General features: G+C 43.4%; 14 protein-coding genes. 9 read left to right on the forward strand and 5 right to left on the reverse strand.

What is annotated here, in order from left to right; translation table 11 throughout:
* Positions 1 to 833: IS256 family transposase (locus JMY00_RS02370; RefSeq protein WP_201578995.1), on the reverse strand; the 833-nt coding region annotated here is incomplete at its 3' end.
* 358 nt (positions 834 to 1,191) lie between these two features.
* Positions 1,192 to 2,691, reverse strand: a complete 1,500-nt coding sequence (locus JMY00_RS02375; protein WP_201578996.1) for a SulP family inorganic anion transporter — start codon at positions 2,689 to 2,691, stop codon at positions 1,192 to 1,194.
* A 678-nt stretch (positions 2,692 to 3,369) separates the two neighbouring features.
* Between JMY00_RS02375 and JMY00_RS02380 the strand changes: the two genes are divergently transcribed.
* From JMY00_RS02380 to yfaE, 7 genes are all read left to right on the forward strand, one after another.
* Positions 3,370 to 4,329, forward strand: a complete 960-nt coding sequence (locus JMY00_RS02380; protein ID WP_201578997.1) for a bestrophin family ion channel — start codon at positions 3,370 to 3,372, stop codon at positions 4,327 to 4,329.
* A gap of 520 nt (positions 4,330 to 4,849) precedes the next feature.
* The gene (locus JMY00_RS02385) at positions 4,850 to 5,161 is read left to right on the forward strand and encodes a DUF493 domain-containing protein (protein WP_310649256.1); all 312 of its coding nucleotides are present in this window, start codon (positions 4,850 to 4,852) and stop codon (positions 5,159 to 5,161) included.
* A 499-nt stretch (positions 5,162 to 5,660) separates the two neighbouring features.
* Positions 5,661 to 7,937, forward strand: a complete 2,277-nt coding sequence (nrdA, locus tag JMY00_RS02390) for a class 1a ribonucleoside-diphosphate reductase subunit alpha (RefSeq protein WP_201578998.1) — start codon at positions 5,661 to 5,663, stop codon at positions 7,935 to 7,937.
* 144 nt (positions 7,938 to 8,081) lie between these two features.
* Positions 8,082 to 9,224, forward strand: coding sequence for a hypothetical protein (locus JMY00_RS02395; protein WP_201578999.1), 1,143 nt, complete (start codon positions 8,082 to 8,084; stop codon positions 9,222 to 9,224).
* 430 nt (positions 9,225 to 9,654) lie between these two features.
* Complete coding sequence (locus JMY00_RS02400) at positions 9,655 to 10,026, forward strand: hypothetical protein (protein WP_201579000.1); 372 nt, start codon at positions 9,655 to 9,657, stop codon at positions 10,024 to 10,026.
* A gap of 97 nt (positions 10,027 to 10,123) precedes the next feature.
* Positions 10,124 to 11,257, forward strand: coding sequence for a class Ia ribonucleoside-diphosphate reductase subunit beta (gene nrdB / locus JMY00_RS02405; protein WP_057759544.1), 1,134 nt, complete (start codon positions 10,124 to 10,126; stop codon positions 11,255 to 11,257).
* A 139-nt stretch (positions 11,258 to 11,396) separates the two neighbouring features.
* Positions 11,397 to 11,666 carry a class I ribonucleotide reductase maintenance protein YfaE gene (gene yfaE, locus JMY00_RS02410; protein WP_057759542.1) on the forward strand — a complete coding sequence of 90 codons (270 nt, stop codon included), beginning with the start codon at positions 11,397 to 11,399 and terminating at the stop codon, positions 11,664 to 11,666.
* Positions 11,667 to 11,836: 170 nt separating this feature from the next.
* On the opposite strand, the gene JMY00_RS02415 is transcribed toward yfaE, so the two are convergent.
* On the reverse strand, positions 11,837 to 13,162 hold the full coding sequence (locus JMY00_RS02415; RefSeq protein ID WP_201579001.1) for a trypsin-like peptidase domain-containing protein: 1,326 nt from the start codon (positions 13,160 to 13,162) through the stop codon (positions 11,837 to 11,839).
* A gap of 380 nt (positions 13,163 to 13,542) precedes the next feature.
* Between JMY00_RS02415 and JMY00_RS02420 the strand changes: the two genes are divergently transcribed.
* Positions 13,543 to 14,367, forward strand: coding sequence for a Nif3-like dinuclear metal center hexameric protein (locus JMY00_RS02420; protein WP_201579002.1), 825 nt, complete (start codon positions 13,543 to 13,545; stop codon positions 14,365 to 14,367).
* Between the two features lie 1,095 nt (positions 14,368 to 15,462).
* Positions 15,463 to 16,671 carry a transglycosylase SLT domain-containing protein gene (locus JMY00_RS02425; protein ID WP_102077942.1) on the forward strand — a complete coding sequence of 403 codons (1,209 nt, stop codon included), beginning with the start codon at positions 15,463 to 15,465 and terminating at the stop codon, positions 16,669 to 16,671.
* A 166-nt stretch (positions 16,672 to 16,837) separates the two neighbouring features.
* Here the strand turns inward: JMY00_RS02425 and JMY00_RS02430 are convergent, their stop codons facing one another.
* The gene (locus JMY00_RS02430; protein ID WP_201579003.1) at positions 16,838 to 19,822 is read right to left on the reverse strand and encodes a LysM peptidoglycan-binding domain-containing protein; all 2,985 of its coding nucleotides are present in this window, start codon (positions 19,820 to 19,822) and stop codon (positions 16,838 to 16,840) included.
* A 244-nt stretch (positions 19,823 to 20,066) separates the two neighbouring features.
* Positions 20,067 to 20,561, reverse strand: a complete 495-nt coding sequence (locus JMY00_RS02435) for a hypothetical protein (protein ID WP_101205368.1) — start codon at positions 20,559 to 20,561, stop codon at positions 20,067 to 20,069.
* Between the last annotated feature and the right edge of the window lie 76 nt (positions 20,562 to 20,637).

The following is a 20,637-nucleotide window of genomic DNA, read 5'->3' on the forward strand; positions in this document are numbered from 1 at the left end:
AAATCAGCCGCTACGGCCTTTTTATCCGTCCACGGCACAAACTTCATTGAATAGCGCACCATGTGTACGATACACAGTTGAACCTGAGCATCGGGGTAGACCGTATTGATAGCATCAGGGAAACCCTTTAGGCCATCGACACAGGTAATGAGAATATCCTGTACTCCGCGGTTTTGAAGCTCGGTAAGCACGCCAAGCCAGAACTTAGCGCCTTCGTTCTCTGATAGCCACATACCAAGCAGCTCTTTTTTACCGTTAAGAGCAACACCTAGGGCTAAGTAAATGGCTTTGTTGATGATCTGCTTGTCTTGACGTACTTTGACGACGATGCAGTCTAGATAGACGATAGGATAAACACTGCTCAGCAGCCTGTTCTGCCATGCGGTGATGTCATCTATAATGTTGTCAGTAACTCTTGAAACTAAGCTGCTTGAGATATCTACATCATAGAGCTCTTTGATGCTCTCTACGATCTCAGTGGTGGTTTGACCCTTGGCGTAAAGGAATATGATCTTGTCATCAAGACCTGAGATACGGGTTTGATGCTTACTAACGAGTACAGGCTCAAAGCTGCTATCACGGTCTCTTGGGGTGGAGATTTCAAGATCGCCTGTATCACTGCGGACGGTCTTTTTAGTGTGTCCGTTGCGCTTGTTTGGTTTATCTGCTTTCTCATGCTTGGGGTAGCCGAGATGCTCTTCCATCTCAGCCTCTAAGGCAGTATCAATAAAGGATTGCATGAGCTGCTTTTGGAAGTCTTTGATGTCATCAAAGCTTTTCATGCTACCAGCCATTTGCTCGGCCAGTTTTTTAATGTCAGATTGAGTAGTCATTGCTTATTCTCCGGTTAGTAGATTATAAGCAGTTACACAGTTTTTAGGAAACTCCCCTCAATGAAGTTGAAAAAGAGCTGTTAAAGCTTTAAAAATTTCTCATAATCTTTAGAAACACTTTGCTCCACTATAGAACATCTAGATATTTCAATATAACGATTAATTATCTTAATATCACACCATCGTCTAAACTAGCACCCTCTTCTCTTCTCTTCTCTTCTGCCATCCTATTAGCTTCTAAAATATTTACTCACAAAGAATATAATCTTCTAACCAGGTTTTAATTTGCATAAAAAAAGCCAAGGTATACTCAGCTTTATAATATTTATCAATATGACATTATCAACCCATAGTTAAACTAATGCGCGCCTAAGCTTTGCTCAGCATCTGGCTTATCATGCACACCGAAATTGTCTATCATCGCTTGGCTCGCCTCATTCAAACCGATGAGCTCTACTTCAGTGCCTTCGCGGCGAAATTTAATAATCACTTTATCTATGGCGGCGACTGCTGTCACGTCCCAAAAATGCGCGCGCGACACGTCAATGACCACGTTAGAGACAGATTCTTTAATATCAAAGGAATCAATCATACGCTCTGCTGATGAGAAAAGTACTTGTCCGTCCACTCGATAATAACGCGTTTGCGATGCTTCATCCATGTGACTATTCACACTCATATAGCGCTCAATTTTATTGGCAAAGAACAATGCTGACAGCAATACCCCAATCAATACGCCATAGGCCAAGTTATGCGTTGCGACCACCACAGCAACGGTCGTAATCATGACAACATTGCTTTGCAGCGGCTTGGTTTTTAGCTCCTTAAACGAACCCCAGTTAAAAGTACCGATAGACACCATAATCATCACAGCGACCAATGCGGCCATTGGAATAATCTTTAACCAATCGCTTAGGAATACAACCATCAGTAATAAAAATACGCCTGCTACCAAGGTAGAGAGACGCGTATAACCGCCTGATTTGACGTTGATGATAGACTGCCCAATCATCGCACAGCCTGCCATCCCGCCAAAAAAACTACTAACCACGTTGGCAATACCTTGGCCTTTGCACTCTTGCGTACGGTCGCCTTTGGTATCAGTCAAATCATCTACGATAGTCATGGTCATCATAGACTCAAGTAAGCCAACTATCGCCAGACTAATAGAATACGGGAAAATAATAATCAACGTATCTAAGTTCAACGGGATATCAGGTATCAAAAACATCGGCAGAGTGTCAGGCAGCTGCCCCATATCATTGATGGTTCGCGCCTCTGTACCTAATAAGATAGCTATAGCCGTAACTAGTACAATACTAACCAATGGCGATGGAATCACTTTACCAATCTTTGGAATATATGGATAGCCATAGATAATGACTAGACCTAGGGCCACAAGACCGTATACGTGTACTAGGTTTGAACCTGCCTGCGGCATCAGCTCAGGAACCTGTGACATAAAAATCAAAATAGCCAAGGCATTGATAAAGCCGAGCACTACGGATTGAGACACATACTTCATCAGATTCCCCAGCTTTAAGAAGCCAAAGATAATCTGTATAACACCTGTCAGCACACTGGCTGCTAACAAATACTGCAAGCCATAATCTTTGACCAGTGTCACCATTAGTAACGCCATCGCACCAGTCGCCGCCGAAATCATCGCTGGACGACCGCCAACAAACGAAATCACTACCGCGATACAAAACGAGGCATAAAGCCCTACTTGGGGATCGACACCGGCAATGATAGAAAACGCAATCGCTTCAGGGATAAGCGCCAAAGCGACGACCATGCCAGCCAAGACATCGCCTCTCACATTGGATAGCCAATGCTCTTTAATTGTATTTAACATATTTAACTCAGTTTTGGAGAACTGCTTTAGTCTGTCAATAAACGAAGTATCTAATCACTATTTAGAAAACATCTAATTGGAAAGCATCTAAAAAGTAGTTAAAAATCAGCTCACATGAAAAGTCTGACGCATCTCTATCTAGGCACATCTCTATTTATACCCTTTGATATCCAGACACGTTGCCCATTGCCTATCAAATGATAAATATAAAAATGTGAACGAGCATAGTTAGCGAGTTATCGTCATAACTTACTCTTAGTGGGGTAATCTTTACGATCCATTAGATATATCGAATAGTGATACAAACGTTCAAGCAGTGCGTGCGCACAAGAAAAAGCGTTAGACGCTTTATGAGAGTAATTGCTATAGGAAGCAATCATTACTGAGGAGGGGTACAGCTAGGGTGGCGTATTCATCTTTGCGGTGACAGCTTTTATAGAGTTAAGAAATGATATTTCGCGTCATTTTAACATACATAAAGTAGATTAATAAAAACATCTCCCTTTTGGCGAGGATTCAACTCCTTTAGCTAACCCAATTACCGAGCTTAAGTAACCACCCTACGCTTCTGTTTGAATAAATTTATAGCCTTTTGGGCTTTACAGATTTCGTTTCTATATTAGAATCATACGTGACATTGAATAGTGTCTCCATATACCCCATCGCTAGGAAACTGACATGATTGTCCGGCAAACACCCAATGCCCTTAAGATATTTTTCACTCTGCGTGGATCAATCATTCCAAAAATTTATCCGCAAATTTTGCTGATTACTATTCTTAGTACGCTCATCACGATTATTCAGCACTGGATGCCTGACTCGTTTCCTTATTATGGTATGGCAACGTTTACCTTGCTCGGGATTGCCTTATCGTTGTTTCTTGGGTTTCGAAACAATGCCAGTTATCAGCGTTGGTGGGAAGCGCGCGGACTGTGGGGTCAGCTGGTATATGACTCTCGTAGCTTAACGCGCCAAGTACTGTCTTTTATAGATGAGGACGATGCGACTGCCATAGATGATAGCGAGGATAACAATGCAACTGGACGCGATACTCAGCGAACGATGGTATATCTGACCATTGCGTTTGCCCATGCGGTGCGCCACCGATTGCGTGGTACGCCACCTTGGGCGGATATCGAGCCTTTTGTCGCATCGAGGCATCATGCCCGTATGCACCAAGCGAAAAACGTACCTGATTATATAATGCGCCTGATGGGTAAGCAGCTAAGCGACATTCGGCGTCAGGGACTGGTATCGGAGCAAGTCATACAAAACATGGACGAGCGCCTGACCTCTATGACAATTGTACTGGCAGCGTGCGAGCGCATTCATAACACACCACTGCCCTTTGCTTACATGCTGCTGGTACATCGCACGACCTATTTATATTGCATTATGTTGCCCTTCGGTTTGGTGGCATCACTCGGTTGGGCAACCCCGTTGGTTTGTGCGGTGATTGCTTATACCTTTTTTGGTTTGGATGCGCTTAGTGAAGAGTTAGAAGAGCCTTTTGGTTTGGCCGCTAACCAGTTACCTTTGACTGCCTTGTCACGCACTATCGAGATTAACCTGCGAGAAGCATTGGGAGAGACGGATATTCCACCTGATATCACTCCTATCAATGGTTATTTGCAATAGCTTTTATAATAGTTTTAATAAAAGCCATTTAGCTTACTACTTCAAGATGAAACGGACTAAATACAGACTTCACTTGAATAATCACCTATAGACCACTATAAACAGTGCATATATTCTCTGCCTAATATAGCCATTCCACTATAAAAGTATGACAGCGTTAACCTCGCTTGAAGTATCACAGTTACATCTACACTCGGTTGCCTTGTACTACTTTTAAATTGAATCGACTATAGCTTGACTGATTTAAGTGCCACTTACGACCATACTGAGCCTGTCTCAGATTTTTGCGTTATGCTTTTGGCATGATTTGAGCAGATGTTTAACTAACTAAATGTCTATAGCAGCGATTTTCGAATTACTTAATGTTAGTTACTTACTTATTTACTACTAATGACTGATTAACTTTTTCCTATTTATCTATATAAGCGAGGCTCATATCATGAGTGATGATTCAAAAGACAACAACGACAACAGCCCAAATAACCCAACCAGCAATCAGCCATCAGTTAAAGTCACTGACCTGACGCCAAATAAAGGCGCATTGGTAGGCAAAAAGACTGATATTCAAAACCCAGAGCTTTGGGAGTTCCCGATGAACTACCCACTGAGCATCATCGGTCATGAAGGCGAGCGTGAGAGTTTGCTTAATGAAGTGAAGCTAATTTTGGGTAGCCAATTCCCTGATTTTGATTTGGCATCTATCGAAGTTAAGCCGTCTAAAACGGGTCGTTTTCACTCAGCACGGGTCAATTTGTACCTCACCGCTGCTGAGCAAGTGAATGCGCTTTATGCCTCACTTGATAATGCAAAAACGGTTCGTATTGTTTTATAAGTCGCATAAAAAACTTTCACGCCTTTTTAGTCCAAATCGTCACTCGCTAGTAATAAGTTATGGGTGGCGATTTTTTGTGGTTTGATGTACAATCTGCGCCCGCATTATTGCCGCCATGACTCCCATTATCAGTCGACAATAACCGAGAGAATGAAAAGTAAATCTCACGATATTTTTACAAAAATTTTATTATTGACCGCATTTGCGTCTAACCCTTATCCCATCGTCCTTTGCCAAAATTTGGACTGCCTACAACCTTGTAGCAACATAGTTTTATTCTAAAATCAATATAGTATTTTCAAAATTTTCCCGCTATATTGTGCCTACCGATTAACAAACACGCTATATGTAGTACTCAGTGATCTTTGCTATCACTATGGGTAGTGGCTGCTTGTTGCCAAAAAACTACTGCTACCATCGACTACAATCGCGTCATAAAGAATGTCTGCCGCCCACTCGGCGCGCAGCATCACAATAAGCAATCAAAATAGAGGCCAGCATGACACATATTGACAGAATCCAAGTAACCAAACGTGATGGACGTTTAGAGCCTATTGATTTAGACAAAATTCACAAGGTAATAGCGTGGGCAGCTCATGGCTTGGACAACGTGTCTGTGTCTCAAGTTGAGCTAAAGTCGCACATCCAGTTTTATGAAGGTATCAAGACTCGTGACATTCACGAAACCATCATCAAGTCTGCCGCCGACCTAATCTCTGAAACCACGCCTGACTATCAATATCTGGCTGCGCGTTTGGCTATCTTCCATCTACGTAAGATTGCTTATAACAAATTCACCCCGCCGCACCTATATGACCATGTCAAAACTTTGACTGATGCTGGCAAATACGATCAGCATATCCTAGCTGACTATAGCCGTGCTGAATTTGATGAGTTAGAAGAGTACCTTGATCACTGGCGCGATATGAATCTTGCTTATGCTGCTGTTGAGCAAATGGCTGGTAAATATCTGGTACAGGATCGCGTGAGCAAGACTGTCTATGAGAGCCCGCAGTTCTTATATATGCTGGTCGGTATGTGTCTGTTTAGCCAATACGACAAGTCAGATCGACTTGATTTCGTCAAACGCTTCTATGATGCGACCTCAGAATTCAAAATCTCACTACCGACGCCTATTATGTCAGGTGTGCGTACGCCATCGCGCCAGTTCAGCTCGTGCGTATTGATCGAATGTGGTGATAGCCTAGACTCTATCAACGCGACCACCAGCGCCATCGTACGCTATGTGTCACAGCGTGCTGGTATCGGCATCAACGCAGGTCGCATCCGTGCCCTTGGTAGCCCTATCCGTGGCGGTGAAGCACAGCATACTGGCTGTATCCCATTCTACAAATTATTCCAGACTGCTGTTAAATGCTGCTCACAAGGTGGCGTCCGTGGCGGTGCTGCGACTCTTTTCTACCCACTATGGCATTTAGAAGTTGAGTCATTACTGGTACTGAAAAACAACCGCGGCGTCGAAGACAACCGTGTCCGTCATATGGATTACGGCGTACAGTTAAACAAAACGATGTACACGCGCCTAATCAAAGGCCAAGATATCTCGCTATTCTCACCAGGTGACACGCCAGGCCTATATGATGCATTCTTTGAAGATCAAGACAAATTCGAAGAGTTATATACCAAGTACGAAAATGATCCTAACGTACGTAGCCGTCAGATCCCAGCAGCTGATTTGTTCAGCCTAATGATGCAAGAGCGCGCGAGCACAGGTCGTATCTACATCCAAAACGTCGATCATTGCAACACGCATAGCCCATTTGACGCGACGGTTGCCCCGATTCGCCAGTCAAACCTATGTATGGAAATCGCGCTACCGACCAAGCCACTGGACAACATCAATGACGAAGAAGGCGAAATCGCCCTTTGTACGCTATCAGCGGTCAACTTGGGTAAAGTCGAAAACGTTAGCGACATCGAAGAGCCAGCTGAGCTAATCGTGCGGGCGCTTGATGCCCTGCTCGACTATCAAGACTATCCAGTAAAAGCGGCTCAAAACGGCAGCATGCGTCGTCGTACGCTCGGTGTGGGCGTAATCAACTATGCTTACTACTTAGCTAAGAATGGCGCACGCTACTCTGACGACAGCGCACTTGGTCTGACCCATCAGACGTTTGAAGCGTTGCAGTTCTATCTCTTGAAAGCGTCAAACAAATTGGCAAAAGAGCAAGGCGCGTGTCCTGCGTTCAATGAGACTACATACTCGCAAGGTATCTTGCCGATTGATACGTACAAAGCCGACTTGGATAAAATCTGCCAAGAGCCGCTACATCTAGACTGGGAAACGCTACGTGGCGAGATCACAGAGCACGGTCTACGCAACTCTACCCTAACCGCCTTGATGCCGTCTGAGACCTCTAGTCAGATCGCCAACGCGACCAACGGTATCGAGCCACCACGTGGTCTGGTCTCTATCAAAGCGTCTAAAGATGGCATCTTAAAGCAAGTCGTGCCTGAGATTGATAAGCTAAAAGATCAGTACGAGCTACTATGGCAAATGCCAAACAATGACGGTTACCTAAAGCTGGTCGCTATCATGCAAAAATTCGTCGATCAAAGTATCTCTGCCAACACCAACTACGATCCAGTTCGTTATGCTGGTGGCCGTGTACCGATGAAGATCTTGCTAAAAGACTTGCTAAACGCTTATAAAATGGGTGTGAAGACGTTGTACTACCATAACACTCGTGATGGTGCGAACGATGCCCAAGCGGATATGGAAGATGATTGTGCTGGCGGTGCGTGTAAGATTTAAGAACCGTTAAAAAATTGCACTGCAATTTTAGGTTCGCAAGAGAAATTCTTTAAATAGAATTTCTGACGGGTTGCGGGTTTGGCTTTTAGGTTAGACCCGCTGTGCGTTGTTATCATATATTTATCTACTAATATCGAGATAACTATGATCTTCCCTTATAAAAGTCCTCAATTTGAAAACCTAAAGCGAAGGTTTGAAAACCAAATACATAAGCATTCTGAATATTTAGATTTGAGTACAGAGACAAATGACCTAGTTAAAGCCGTACTCAATATATTAGACAGTAAGAACAAAAAAAACTTATCTATTTTAGATAGTATTGATCTTAAGTATCACAACTGGGAAAAAATAGGTGTTGCACTGAATGATAACGCCTTAGCGGAAGACAATAAATGCTTGTATGATTTCTCTAAACAAGAGAAACCTCGAGCTAGTTTAGTTAGAAAAGTTATAGAGTCTATATATATAGTATTGCTAGCAGACATATATGAGGCTTCATTAATAACTACTGTTGAAACACATAGATCTTTTTTTGAGCAGGCAGTAGTAAGCTTACAGTCTTACTCTTATACATTGACATATGACAGTCTAAATAAACTTTGCTATTTGTGGTATATCATTCCACAAGAAGTATTCTCAAGACATTTAAATCGACGTCTTAATAGTTCGGTCATCCAAACTATTAATAAGTTGCATGAACATCAAGACATCATTGAGGAAGAAAATAGAAAAAACATTCTACTGAAAAAGGATATTATAGAAATACAAGAAACTCTGAACAACCAAAAAAGTGAATATAACTTTGTCGGCTTGTCCAATGGTTTTAGAACACTTAGAGAGCAGAAGAAAAAAGAATTGAACAGTCAAGGCTATATATATTATGGTCTGATGGCTGTAATAGTTTTACTTATAGTCTTAAAATCTGTCTGGTCGGCTTATTATTTAAGTTCCAATAGTTTTGAGAACCCAATATTTATCATAGTTACTATCTCGACTATCTTGTTTCTTTTCATACTTCTTTATTTCTTTAAAATATCATTGGTTAACGTTAGGTCTATCAAATCACAAATATTACAAATAGACTTACGTCTCACTCTCTGTCAGTTTATACATAACTACGACTCTGACACTAAGGGGTTAAGAGAAGGTATGAAAGAAAGCTTCGAAAGGTTCGAGAGTGTCATTTTCGCTCCTATCGTAGCTACTGAAGACCAAATGCCATCGACATTTGACGGAATTGAACAATTGACTGGAATGATAGGTCTCTTTAATAAGAAGTCGGACTAACGAGCGTAAGCTTAGTTGTAGGATGCGCCCAAACGAAAAAGCCGTTAAGAAAAAAGAAAGCCGCTCTAACAAGGCTTTTTAGCACGTAGGTTGGGTTGACGAAGGAAACCCAACGGTTTGAGTCTTTGTTGGGTCTCGTACCTCGACACCAACCTACTCAAAATCATAGAAAGTTGTAGGGTGCGCCCAAACAGAAGAATCGTTAAGAAAAAAGAAAGATGCCCTAACACGGTCGTTTAGCCCCGACTATAGCGATATCCTGCTGACGCCGATGGCGATGCAGTCTGTGACTGAGCGTAGTATCGGGACAACAGGAATGCGGTCAGACACAATAGACTGCACGCCAGCGGCAAAGCAGATACAAGCGGTAGGCGGGATTGGCTACTGTTATAATGAAAACATACAGACAGAATAAAACGACGGAGGTCATGTGCAATATACCGCAATCATCAAAGACGGTGGTTTGTTTATCCCAAACGTATTTTCAGACCTAAACGATGGTGGCTCGCATATCGTACAAGTCGAGGTTGATATTGCAGAGGTGCGTCAGCAGTTAGGTGTGAATGAAGCACCAAAGACAACTATCGCCAAAAAAAGCGTGGCAAAAGCAGTCAAAAAACCCGTATCGAGAACGGCTAAAAAAGACTTAAAAATAGCAGCAGAAGAGTCTGATGTGAGTACCCTACGCAAAAGCGCACTTGATGAATTAGAAGCGCTTGATGATAGTGAACTGAGCGAGATATTCAAAGCCTATATGAACGATGGGCAAGAGTCATCACAGATATCACTAGAGAACCTCTAAGCTAAAACGCTATAATCCAAAAACGTGTCATAACATCAAATCAAAACCAGTCAAACCCATATAAATTAATAACCGTATCAATTATAAAGGCAGTCCCATGACTTACTCGATTTTTTCTCAAACGCCAAACAATGCGCTAAAAGAGCCGATGTTCTTTGGTCAGCCCGTCAACGTGGCGCGCTATGACCAACAAAAGCACCCTATCTTTGAGCAATTGATTGAAAAGCAGCTATCGTTCTTTTGGCGTCCAGAAGAAGTTGATGTGTCACGCGATCGTATCGACTTCAGCAATCTGTCGTCGCATGAGCAGCATATATTTTTGAGCAACCTCAAGTACCAGACCCTACTCGACTCTATCCAAGGTCGTAGTCCAAACGTAGTGCTACTGCCGCTGGTGTCTATCCCTGAGCTTGAGACATGGATTGAGACATGGTCGTTCTCTGAGACCATTCACTCACGCAGCTATACGCATATCATTCGTAATATCGTCAATGACCCAAATATTATCTTTGATGACATTATGCAAAACGAGCACATCTTAGGCCGTGCTTCTGATATCGCTCAGTACTATGATGAGCTATACCGCAACTCACAGCTATATAGCCTGTACGGTCCAGGTACGCACAATATCAATGGTGAGCAAGTGACCGTTGATTTGAGATCACTGAAAAAGCAAATGTACCTGTGTATCATGGCGGTCAACGTCCTAGAAGCCATTCGTTTCTATGTATCGTTTGCCTGCTCGTTTGCTTTTGCTGAGCGCAAATTGATGGAAGGTAACGCCAAAATCATCAAGCTAATCGCTCGTGATGAAGCGCTGCATTTGACTGGTACGCAGCACATGCTGAACCTGATGCGCAACGGTCGTGACGATCCTGAGATGGTCGAGATTGCTGCAGAGTGTTATGAAGAAAGTATCGAGATCTTCCGCAAGGCTGCTGAGCAAGAAAAAGAATGGGCAGGCTATCTGTTCAAAGATGGCTCGATGATTGGTCTAAACAAAGACATTCTGTGCCAATATATCGAATACATCACTAACTTGCGTATGGAAACCGTCGGCTTGCCAGCGGCGTTCCCGAACTCAAAATCAAACCCAATCCCGTGGATCAACACGTGGTTGTCGTCTGACAATGTGCAAGTAGCCCCACAAGAGACCGAGATTAGCTCGTACTTGGTTGGTCAGATTGACTCTGACTTATCAGACAGTGATTTTGATGACTTTGAACTATAAGAGCTGAGTTGTAAGAGCTTTGAGCTATAAAGGTTTGAGCGGTAGATCTTTGAAGTTATAAAATTTCTATCGCGGTAATCGTCTTATGGGTTAATAGTAGGGATAGCAATAGCACAGACATATCCCAATAGGATTAACAATGACTTGGGTAATGACCAGTAAAAAGCAGTTCTATCTACACGATGACGAGAGTCTGCTAGATGGACTGCTACGCACCGGACACGATGTGAACTATCAATGCCGCGAAGGCTATTGTGGTAGCTGCCGAGTCAAACGTATTGCTAGCTCGCATACGGTCGATTATCCATTTGACCCACTGGCGATGATTGAAGAAGATGAGATCCTGCCCTGCTGCTGCCGTGTGCAAGGCGTTATTTATATCAATCATGACCCGATTGAGAAGTTATAGCAGGGTTATATATAGATAAAGCTAGCCTTCTAGTTTCAAAAACACCAGCTCCAACTAAAAGCGCGCTCCTTTAGATAAGGAGCGCGCTTTTTTATGCTATTAGCCAAATGCATGTGCTGTCTCATACATACATTATGAGTCAGCACATAGTCGTAAGAAGAACCTACGACTTACTGCGACGCGGCATCTTGTTCAAACAGTTTCATTAGCTCTTCGCGCATACGATCACGCTCTGCCTTTGACATCATCGGTGTTTCTTCATCACCTTGAATGTTTGGCTGCTCCATTCCGCCCATGCTCTCATTTTGTAGTACGACAGGACGCTCAAGTGGTTCTTGTGCTGGACGCTCTTCTAACGTGATTTTTACTTGGGCGTTTTTACCTTGACGTAATATCTGCGCATCCAGTTCAGTATTTGGTGGCTTACGAGCAACATACTGAATTAAGGTATTGGCATCTGTCATCTCGACATCGTCGATGGTTAGGACGATATCACCGACGCGTAGACCGCTTTTCGCCGCTGGGCTGTTATCAATGACGTTTAGTACTTCTACGCCTGTTGATGTCTCTAACTGCGTTGGATCACGTAGCTGTGACTGAATCTCGATACCTAACCAGCCACGACTGACACGGCCGTCTTTAATCAAAGCATTCATCACTTGCTCAACCAATGCCGTCGGAATCGCAAAGCCAATACCCATCGAGCCACCAGAGCGCGAGAATATCACGGTATTGATACCGACTAGCTCGCCATGAGCATCGACCAGTGCACCGCCTGAGTTACCCGGATTAATCGCCGCATCAGTCTGGATAAAGTCTTCAAATTTATTGACGCCCAGTCCAGTACGACCAGTCGCTGAGATAATCCCCTGCGTCACTGTCTGACCCACACCGAACGGATTACCAATTGCTAAGGCCAAATCCCCTACACGAATCGGATCTTCGCGGAAGCCGAGTGGTGTCAGCCCTGTCATATCGACCTTAATCACAGCTAGATCACTATCAGGATCTGTACCAATGATTCTGGCACGACTCTTACGACCATCATTAAACGCGACTGTGATCTCATCGGCCTTTTCGATTACGTGGGCATTGGTCACGATATAACCGTCTTCTGATACGATCACACCAGAGCCTAAATTGGTATTGCCCTGCTCTTGTGATGGGCCACCATGATATTCAAAAAACCGGCGTAGTACGGGATCATCCATATAAGGATGCTCGGTCATCGTTTGCGTCGTATAGATATTAACCACAGACTGCGACGCTCGCGCCACCGCATTATGATAAGAAGAGATAGGCGCTGGCGTGTCCGACACTGGCTCTGCTACCTGCTGCTCCGCAGGCGGGGTTCTCGGCGGCTCCCATGTAGCCTCCGACGTCGATTTCATACTCGTGAACAACCAGATAAACGCTGCCAACACTAGCAGCAATAAGACCCAAGGTAACCATTTTAATAAAGACGCCTTGTTATTGGTGTTCCGGGATGACGACATATAAAACCTCTATAAATTTATTGCAAACAGACAGTGAAAAACGATGTGAGATAATGGCGACCGCTTAGCTAATCTTGACCCATTCATAGGATGGACAAATGCTATACAGCTAGGCAGACTCACGTGTATAAATTATAACCGCAATACCAGTAAATAGTAACGTATCGTGTACCATTTCAGTTATCCAGCTTGTCTGCTTGCTTACAACGGCATGTTAAAATAGCTTTTACGATGCTCGACACTTCAACATTTCGAGAATTGAACATAAAGCGAGAAGTCCAAAACCAAACACTCTCAAACATGACAGATAATACATAATTTTTGCTTAGTTAATCTACAGCACCTTACGACATACATTTTATTGATGACAGGAAAACATAATGACTGCAAATCATACGACAGCTGAATCCAATACTCAAAGCATTAGCGCTCAGGCATTGACACAGTTCTGTGACGACTACTTATCTACCAGCGCGTTTAAAGACTATGCGCCAAATGGTCTACAAATCGATGGTGGACGCCCGATTCAACGTATCGTCACTGGTGTCACGGCTTGTGAAGCCTTGATAGATGCTGCTATCGCTGACAATGCCGATGCGATTATGGTACATCATGGATACTTCTGGAAAGGCGAACCTGCTACGCTCACTGGGATGAAAGGTCGACGCGTGCGCAAGCTGATGCAACACGGTATTTCTATGATTGGCTATCATCTACCGCTTGATGCACACCCAATCTCTGGCAACAACGCAAAACTTGCTGACATGCTCGGCATGACGATTACTGGTGCGCTCTATCCTACCGAATCCCATCCTGTGGGCAATATCGCTACTTGCACACCGCAAAGTACTGACGATCTCATTGCTACCATTACTCAAGCTTTAGGTCGTGCGCCATTACATATCTCAGCTGAGTATCATGCAGACTCAGCTTCTCAGACAAATGGCAGGCTGATCGAACGTGTGGGTATATGTACAGGCGGTGCGCAAGACATGATTGAGCAAGCGGCTAGCATGGGCTGTGATGCGTTTATCTCTGGTGAGATATCTGAGCGTACCACACATAGCGCGCGCGAGCTTGGGATTGACTATTTTGCTTGTGGTCATCATGCAACGGAGCGTGGCGGTATTCAGGCGTTAGGAGAGATAGTCGCTCAAAAATTTGGTCTGCCAGTTACTTTTATCGATATCAAAAACCCAGCATAAACTAGCCACTTAAAAAGCCATTTTAAACGGTTATTATTTATAGAGAAAAATTTGCAGAGAAAAACTTCTAGAGAAAACGATAGTTCAAAAGCCAAACCAGACTTGCTAACAGCTTCAGTCAAACCATAAGCACAAAGTCTAGTTTGACTGCTATTTGAACTTTGTTATTCTATTTTTGATTATCGTGTACCAAATATCTGGAAAATTAACCGTTTATATTTTAATTGTTAAGTTTTATCGCTTTTTTCTTAACTCTACTTGAATAATGCAATTAGTAACCGCATATTACTACTCGTAAGAAAGAACGTTTTGTCATGAAACTTCCCATTATTACAGCTTCCGGTTATGGCACTAAAATAATGCTGGTAGTTGTTTAAGACTTTATCATGCTATATCAGCGATAAGATTTTAAACCGCTACCCATTGAAATACTATGTTTGCACTATATATGTTAGCGGCATGGTATTTTTTTATTTTTGGTGTCGCGATGACGGTATGACATAGTCAGTTTGATAGACCGCTATAAACTATCAATTCTGGTTATTTTGCTTACCCTCATCGCTGGACAAACAACTTTATTAGCCAGCTATTCTATTACTAGTAACTTAATATTAGTGATTCAAAGTATAGCCAGCCATCAAAGTTAGCATAGTTAAAACAGATGAATGTATTTGCCTCATTGGCAAAACCTTACATCAATGTTTCAAGCTATGTCTTTGTCTCAATAACTTAATCATGACCTTACCTATGTTTGATATATAGTTGTTTGGCCACTAGCCATATTTAGTTATCGATGAAGAAATCATCTGATTTATATCCTTCGCGTTGTTGTGCGTTCAGTATTTTAAACCAGTATTTATAAATACGGGTTAGAACGTTTTTATGACATATCGATAGCTGGCTGACGACAAACTATCCCACTAACTCTTAGAGAGAGTACGCTAGTGGCGCTATAGTCAAACAAGATAGAGCGGCATTTATCCTATTAAAAATGCCACTCTATTTAAGATACGATATCGATATATGTCAATATTATGCACATATATTTATACGTGTTTTTGCGGTAAGAAGGATGGCTAAAATCAGGAGACATCCATGCAGCGTATTACTTATCGTGTAAAAGTATCTGCGCAAGGGGCCAAACGCCGTATTTCTTATTTACTGCGTCCATCTAAACGCCTACTGAACACCAAAAGTAACATCGTTTCATCCGTTACCCCTATTGCGTCTAATCGTTTTGCCAGAACCAAGAAGCTGGCACAAATCTCTAGCATCGCTCTACTCTCGTTGCCCGCTGAGAGTTTGACGACTATGAACACATCGGTACCAGCTTATGACAACGTCATGCTGGAAAACACCTTGACCATTGCTGCGGTACCAGGCGATAGCACTTACTTTGCTACCGATGGCTTCCAACATGGTTTTGGGTTTGATCTGGTGCGCACTTATGCCGACGAGCTCGGTGTCGATATCAATCTAAAAGCCTATGCCAGTGAAGAAGCGGCGCTAAAGGCACTAAGAACCGGCAACGCTGACATGGCGTTGACTACGGCTAGCACCAAGCTAAAAAGCCAGCTAAATTTATCGTCAATCAATGTCAGCTGTGGTTACGATTCTAGTCTGACTAAGAACGGTCTACATCCTAAGGTAAGTTGGACGTTTAGCTCATCCAATGATCCACTATCAAGGAAGGCCAGTTACTTTTTGTGCGACAGCATCAAGCTACAAAACACACAAAAACTTGCCGCGTTCTACAATCAAAACTTGCTTAAAGATGCCTATAGTCAGGATCATTTCCAGAGAACGTTGACGGAAAAGTTACCGGACTATCAATCTTCGTTTGAAGAGCAAGCACGTAATTACAATCACGATTGGGAACTGCTGGTCGCGATGGGTTATCAAGAGTCACACCTTGATGCCAATGCTGTGTCGCCGACTGGCGTACGCGGGTTAATGATGCTGACCAATAACACTGCAAAAGCGATGGGCGTCTCAGACCGTGTCGATCCTTACCAAAGCATTGGTGGCGGTGCACGCTATCTAGAGCAAGTGAAAGCAGATTTCTCTGATGTGCCAAAAACTGACCGTATCTGGTTTGCCCTTGCAGGTTATAACATGGGTCCCAATGCGGTAAAAAGAATCCAACGTGAACTACGAGCTCAAGGTATCGATGATAAGAGCTGGGCGAACGTCTATGCTTATTTAGCAGATAATAGAGCGTCGAATAGCCGCTATGGTCAAGCGATGCACTATGTCAGTAATATCAGAAGCTATCTTGAGACTATTAAAACTCAGACTGTCTAATTTTTAGATATTACTAGGCGGTTTGTAAGCTAAACTTTCACAGTTATTTATTCTTGTTAAATAAAAAAAAGCTGCTCTTTATAAGAGCAGCTTTTTTCATGCGTTACGATTAATAATTAACATTAATGACGTCTTATTTGGACGGCATTCATTAATATTTTATTCATTAACGATTTGGAACAGTTAGACGCTGACCACGCTGCAACATCGTATCAGCGGCGATATTATTCATATCAGCCAGCTCTTGTGTTGAGACACCATATTTACGTGCTAGACCAATCAAGCTATCACCCGAGCCAACCGTATAGCTTACCGTTGCTTTTGGTACTTTAAGCGTTTGGCCGCGCTGTAGCTGAGCATTGGTCGCTAGATCGTTGGTCGCTGCCAAATCCTCTACCGATATGCCAAACTGACGTGCTAGAGCAATCAGGCCATCACCAGATTTAACTTTGTAGCTTTCAGTATTGCTCAGTTTTGTTCCGCTGCTTGCTGAGCTACTACTACTAGCAGAGCTGCTGCTTTGACTGCTACTAGATGCGCTTGCCACACTGCCACTAGCAGGGATAGTGATAGTACGACCCAGTATCAAATTCGAATTGGTATTCAAATTGTTTGCTGATGCCAAATCACTTAAGCCAATATTGTAGCGTTTGGCGACACCCGTTAAGGTATCACCTGATTTTACTTTGTAGCTGACCGCTTTGTCATTCAACTGACGATCGACCAATTCTTTAGAAGCAGGAACTTTAATCGTTTGACCACGTTGCAAGCGAGCTTTCGCATCAAAGTTGCTGTTTACCGCAGCAAGTTCCGTTGCACTCACTCCGATGCTGTTCGCAATACCAATCAGCGTATCACCTGATTTTACTTTGTAATTGGTGGTCGCGACCGAGCTTGAGCTATTACTACTACTAGCACTTGTCGTACTTGTAGCATCGAAATCAACACTGGCTGGCACTTTAAGCGTCTGACCAACATATAGCGAACTTGTGCTGTTGATACCGTTGAGACTGGCTAAAGTATCTGTCGACACATTGAATTGACGTGCCAATGCAATTAATCCGTCCCCTGCTTTTACTTTATAGTTTTTGGTCGCAGTGCTTGATTTACTCGGCTTGGTAGAAGGCGCTGCAGGTGTCGTCGCAGGTGTAGTCACTTTACCCGGTATGAGCCATAGTTTCTGACCTCTGAGCAGATCAGCACGGCTGCTCAGGTTGTTATAGCTGGCTAGCTGAGTGACCGATAAGCCAAAACGATTAGCCGTACCGATAAGCGTATCACCGCCTTGTACGACGTAACTGTCAGGCTGACTAGCGGCGGCGTTATTAGCAGTGCTCAGTGGCTCGATAGTCTTGGCATTATATAGATATAACGTACTGCCAGAGAGCAAATTGGCACTGGCATCTATCTGGTTCCATTCTGCGATATCACGCCAGCTAACCCCTGCTCGACTCGCAATGTTCGAGAGCGTATCGCCACGTTTGACCGTATAAGTGGTACGAGTGCCTTGAGGTTTTGGCTTACTTACCGAGGTTTTAGCAAAGCTAAGTTTCTTCTCTGCACCACTCGCTTCTAAGATAGACTGCTGTGTTTGTACGGCTGATAGATTAATGTTGCCATCAGCATTGATAACATTGGTCTCAGAGGTATTTCTCCGGATTTGATTGGCAATGAAATCACGCTCTTCTTTGCTAAGCGGTGGCTCTTGGACAATCGTATTGTTCTGAGTAATCTGAGCTGAGGTAGTCGGTAGACTGTTACTGCTCTTAAGCTCAGCATTGATTTTGTTAGTCTCTGCTGTGGTCAGTGGTGGCTCAGTACGAGCTGAAGAATTGCCACTGTATACCGAGCTGCTAGTTGGCGTCGCAGATGGTGAGATGTAGCTGGTAGTCTGCTGAGGTACACTTGCGCTAGCGGCATAATCAGCCAATGCACTACCAGTAGACGGTAGTGATGAGGCAGTATAGGGTTTGTTATTATAGCTTGGCGTAGTCGCTGTCGTGCTTGAGCTACCTGCGTTGTTTGAGGCGAGTACATTGCCTGTACCGTTACCTCTGAGCCCACTTAATTTGGCATCAGCATTGAGGCTGACGTCGTTAGGAATGATGACACGCTGTGGACCTGAAGAATCAACGCGGCCTGATGTCAGTGCAGTGTTTAGACGCTCTAGCTCATCATAGCTGACTCCAGTTAACTGCGATACTTCTGCCAAGCTCACACCATAGTTAACTGGTACACTACGGAAATGCTGACGGTTAGCGATAGCTGGTAGATACACACCATACTGCTCAGGCTTAGCGACGATTTCGGCTACAGCTAAGAAACGCGGCACATAGTTCATCGTTTCAGTCGGTAATTGAAGTGACCAGTAATCTGTTGGCAGTCCGCGCGCTGCGTTGGCATCAATTGCTTTTTGTACACGGCCAGGTCCAGCGTTATAAGCAGCCAATGCTAGCTCCCAACTACCGAACTGGTTGTGCAATGCTGTCAAAAAGTCATAGGCAGCACGTGTCGATTCGATCACATCGCGACGACCATCATAAGTGCTGCTTTGGTTCAAGCCATAGATACGGCCTGTACTTGGAATAAACTGCCATAAGCCCGCAGCTGCCGCACTACTCGTACCACTTGGATCGTAAGAGCTTTCGATAACTGGTAACAAGGCAAGCTCTGTTGGAATATTGCGACGCTCTGCCTCTCGTACCGTATGATAGATATAACGACTGGCACGTGCAGTTAGGCGATTGAGATAATCCTGTCTACTGGTAAACCAGCTTTTTTGACCTTCAATGCGCTGATTATAGATTGGCTTACCACCATTCATGCGGTAGCCTGCGCGTAGACGATTCCACAAATCACCATATTGCTGAATAGCAAGCTGGTTACCTTCTACCATGGTCATGTCAGTAGCTTCTAACAAGTCAGCCAACTCATCCAAACTCTCTGCATCCAAAAACGCAGTTGAGTAGTCTGCACTACCTGTATTAGCCCCTTGACTGGCAGGACTTTTGGTAATGACAGATGAGCTATTGGTCGCACCTTTGTTTTTTACCGCTGATGTATTGCTACACGCACTAATCAGTAAAGTGGATACCGCAAGCGTCAATGGCAACGCAATAAATGAGCGAGAGTGTGATAGCACAGTAGACATGATATTGGAGGTTTCCTAACGACAGAAATTAATAAGATAAAGTTGATGGATAGTATAGTATGCAATGTAAAGCAAAGACTAGCCTAATATAAAAGATAATAATAGACGCTCAAGTAGCCTATAAAACTAAGTAATAACTGTTTAACCAACTAAAACCTCTTATAAGTTAGAATCTCAGCCAGTTAGATTAGCTATTGGTTATATTGCTTATTGTATTTTTGAGTCTTGCTTGGTCAATGGCGACTTAATTAATAGCTACCTGTGATACTGCGCGCAAGAGCACTGCATTGCCAGTAGATAAGGTCAAGGTCACACGAGATGTAGTGACAAATGATACTTGCTGACCATTTTTTACCCAGCTCTCATTGGTCGTCACATTGGCTTTGGCTTGTGAACCAGTAATCACCACATTATCTACCGAAATATCATAGCGATAATTAGACGTATCATTCCAGCTGTTTTGAAGCAGCTTTAAATAGGCATCTTTATCTAAACTGGTAGATTTACCTTTTCTAGATAAAGAAATAAGCGCGTCATCTGACACAAGGCGCGATACCTGATTGATACTCTGGCTATTCGCTGATGCTTTCATTGCGGCGGCATAGTTCTGCACCAAATCTTCGGTCATAGTTGCCGCTTGTGCATTGATACTGATGGTGCTGGCTACTGCTACGATTGCAGTGATGCTGGCGCTTTTCACCAATAGAGCTAACAGCCTATTTCCCAATAATTTTTTCATGATAATCCTTAGCGATATTTTTTTCGTTAGTGTCATATAGTGACGATTAACGCTCTTTTATCATTTATTTTGGCAG

It is taken from the genome of Psychrobacter sp. Pi2-52, assembly GCF_904846705.1.
Classification (GTDB): Bacteria; Pseudomonadota; Gammaproteobacteria; order Pseudomonadales; family Moraxellaceae; genus Psychrobacter.

Excerpts from the sequence above, each read along its gene's own strand:
- JMY00_RS02375 (WP_201578996.1), bottom strand. The coding sequence starts at position 2,691 with ATGTTAAATACAATTAAAGAGCATTGGCTATCCAATGTGAGAGGCGAT.
- JMY00_RS02380 (WP_201578997.1), top strand. The coding sequence starts at position 3,370 with ATGATTGTCCGGCAAACACCCAATGCCCTTAAGATATTTTTCACTCTG.
- nrdA (WP_201578998.1), top strand. The coding sequence starts at position 5,661 with ATGACACATATTGACAGAATCCAAGTAACCAAACGTGATGGACGTTTA.
- JMY00_RS02395 (WP_201578999.1), top strand. The coding sequence starts at position 8,082 with ATGATCTTCCCTTATAAAAGTCCTCAATTTGAAAACCTAAAGCGAAGG.
- nrdB (WP_057759544.1), top strand. The coding sequence starts at position 10,124 with ATGACTTACTCGATTTTTTCTCAAACGCCAAACAATGCGCTAAAAGAG.
- yfaE (WP_057759542.1), top strand. The coding sequence starts at position 11,397 with ATGACTTGGGTAATGACCAGTAAAAAGCAGTTCTATCTACACGATGAC.
- JMY00_RS02415 (WP_201579001.1), bottom strand. The coding sequence starts at position 13,162 with ATGTCGTCATCCCGGAACACCAATAACAAGGCGTCTTTATTAAAATGG.
- JMY00_RS02420 (WP_201579002.1), top strand. The coding sequence starts at position 13,543 with ATGACTGCAAATCATACGACAGCTGAATCCAATACTCAAAGCATTAGC.
- JMY00_RS02425 (WP_102077942.1), top strand. The coding sequence starts at position 15,463 with ATGCAGCGTATTACTTATCGTGTAAAAGTATCTGCGCAAGGGGCCAAA.
- JMY00_RS02430 (WP_201579003.1), bottom strand. The coding sequence starts at position 19,822 with ATGTCTACTGTGCTATCACACTCTCGCTCATTTATTGCGTTGCCATTG.
- JMY00_RS02435 (WP_101205368.1), bottom strand. The coding sequence starts at position 20,561 with ATGAAAAAATTATTGGGAAATAGGCTGTTAGCTCTATTGGTGAAAAGC.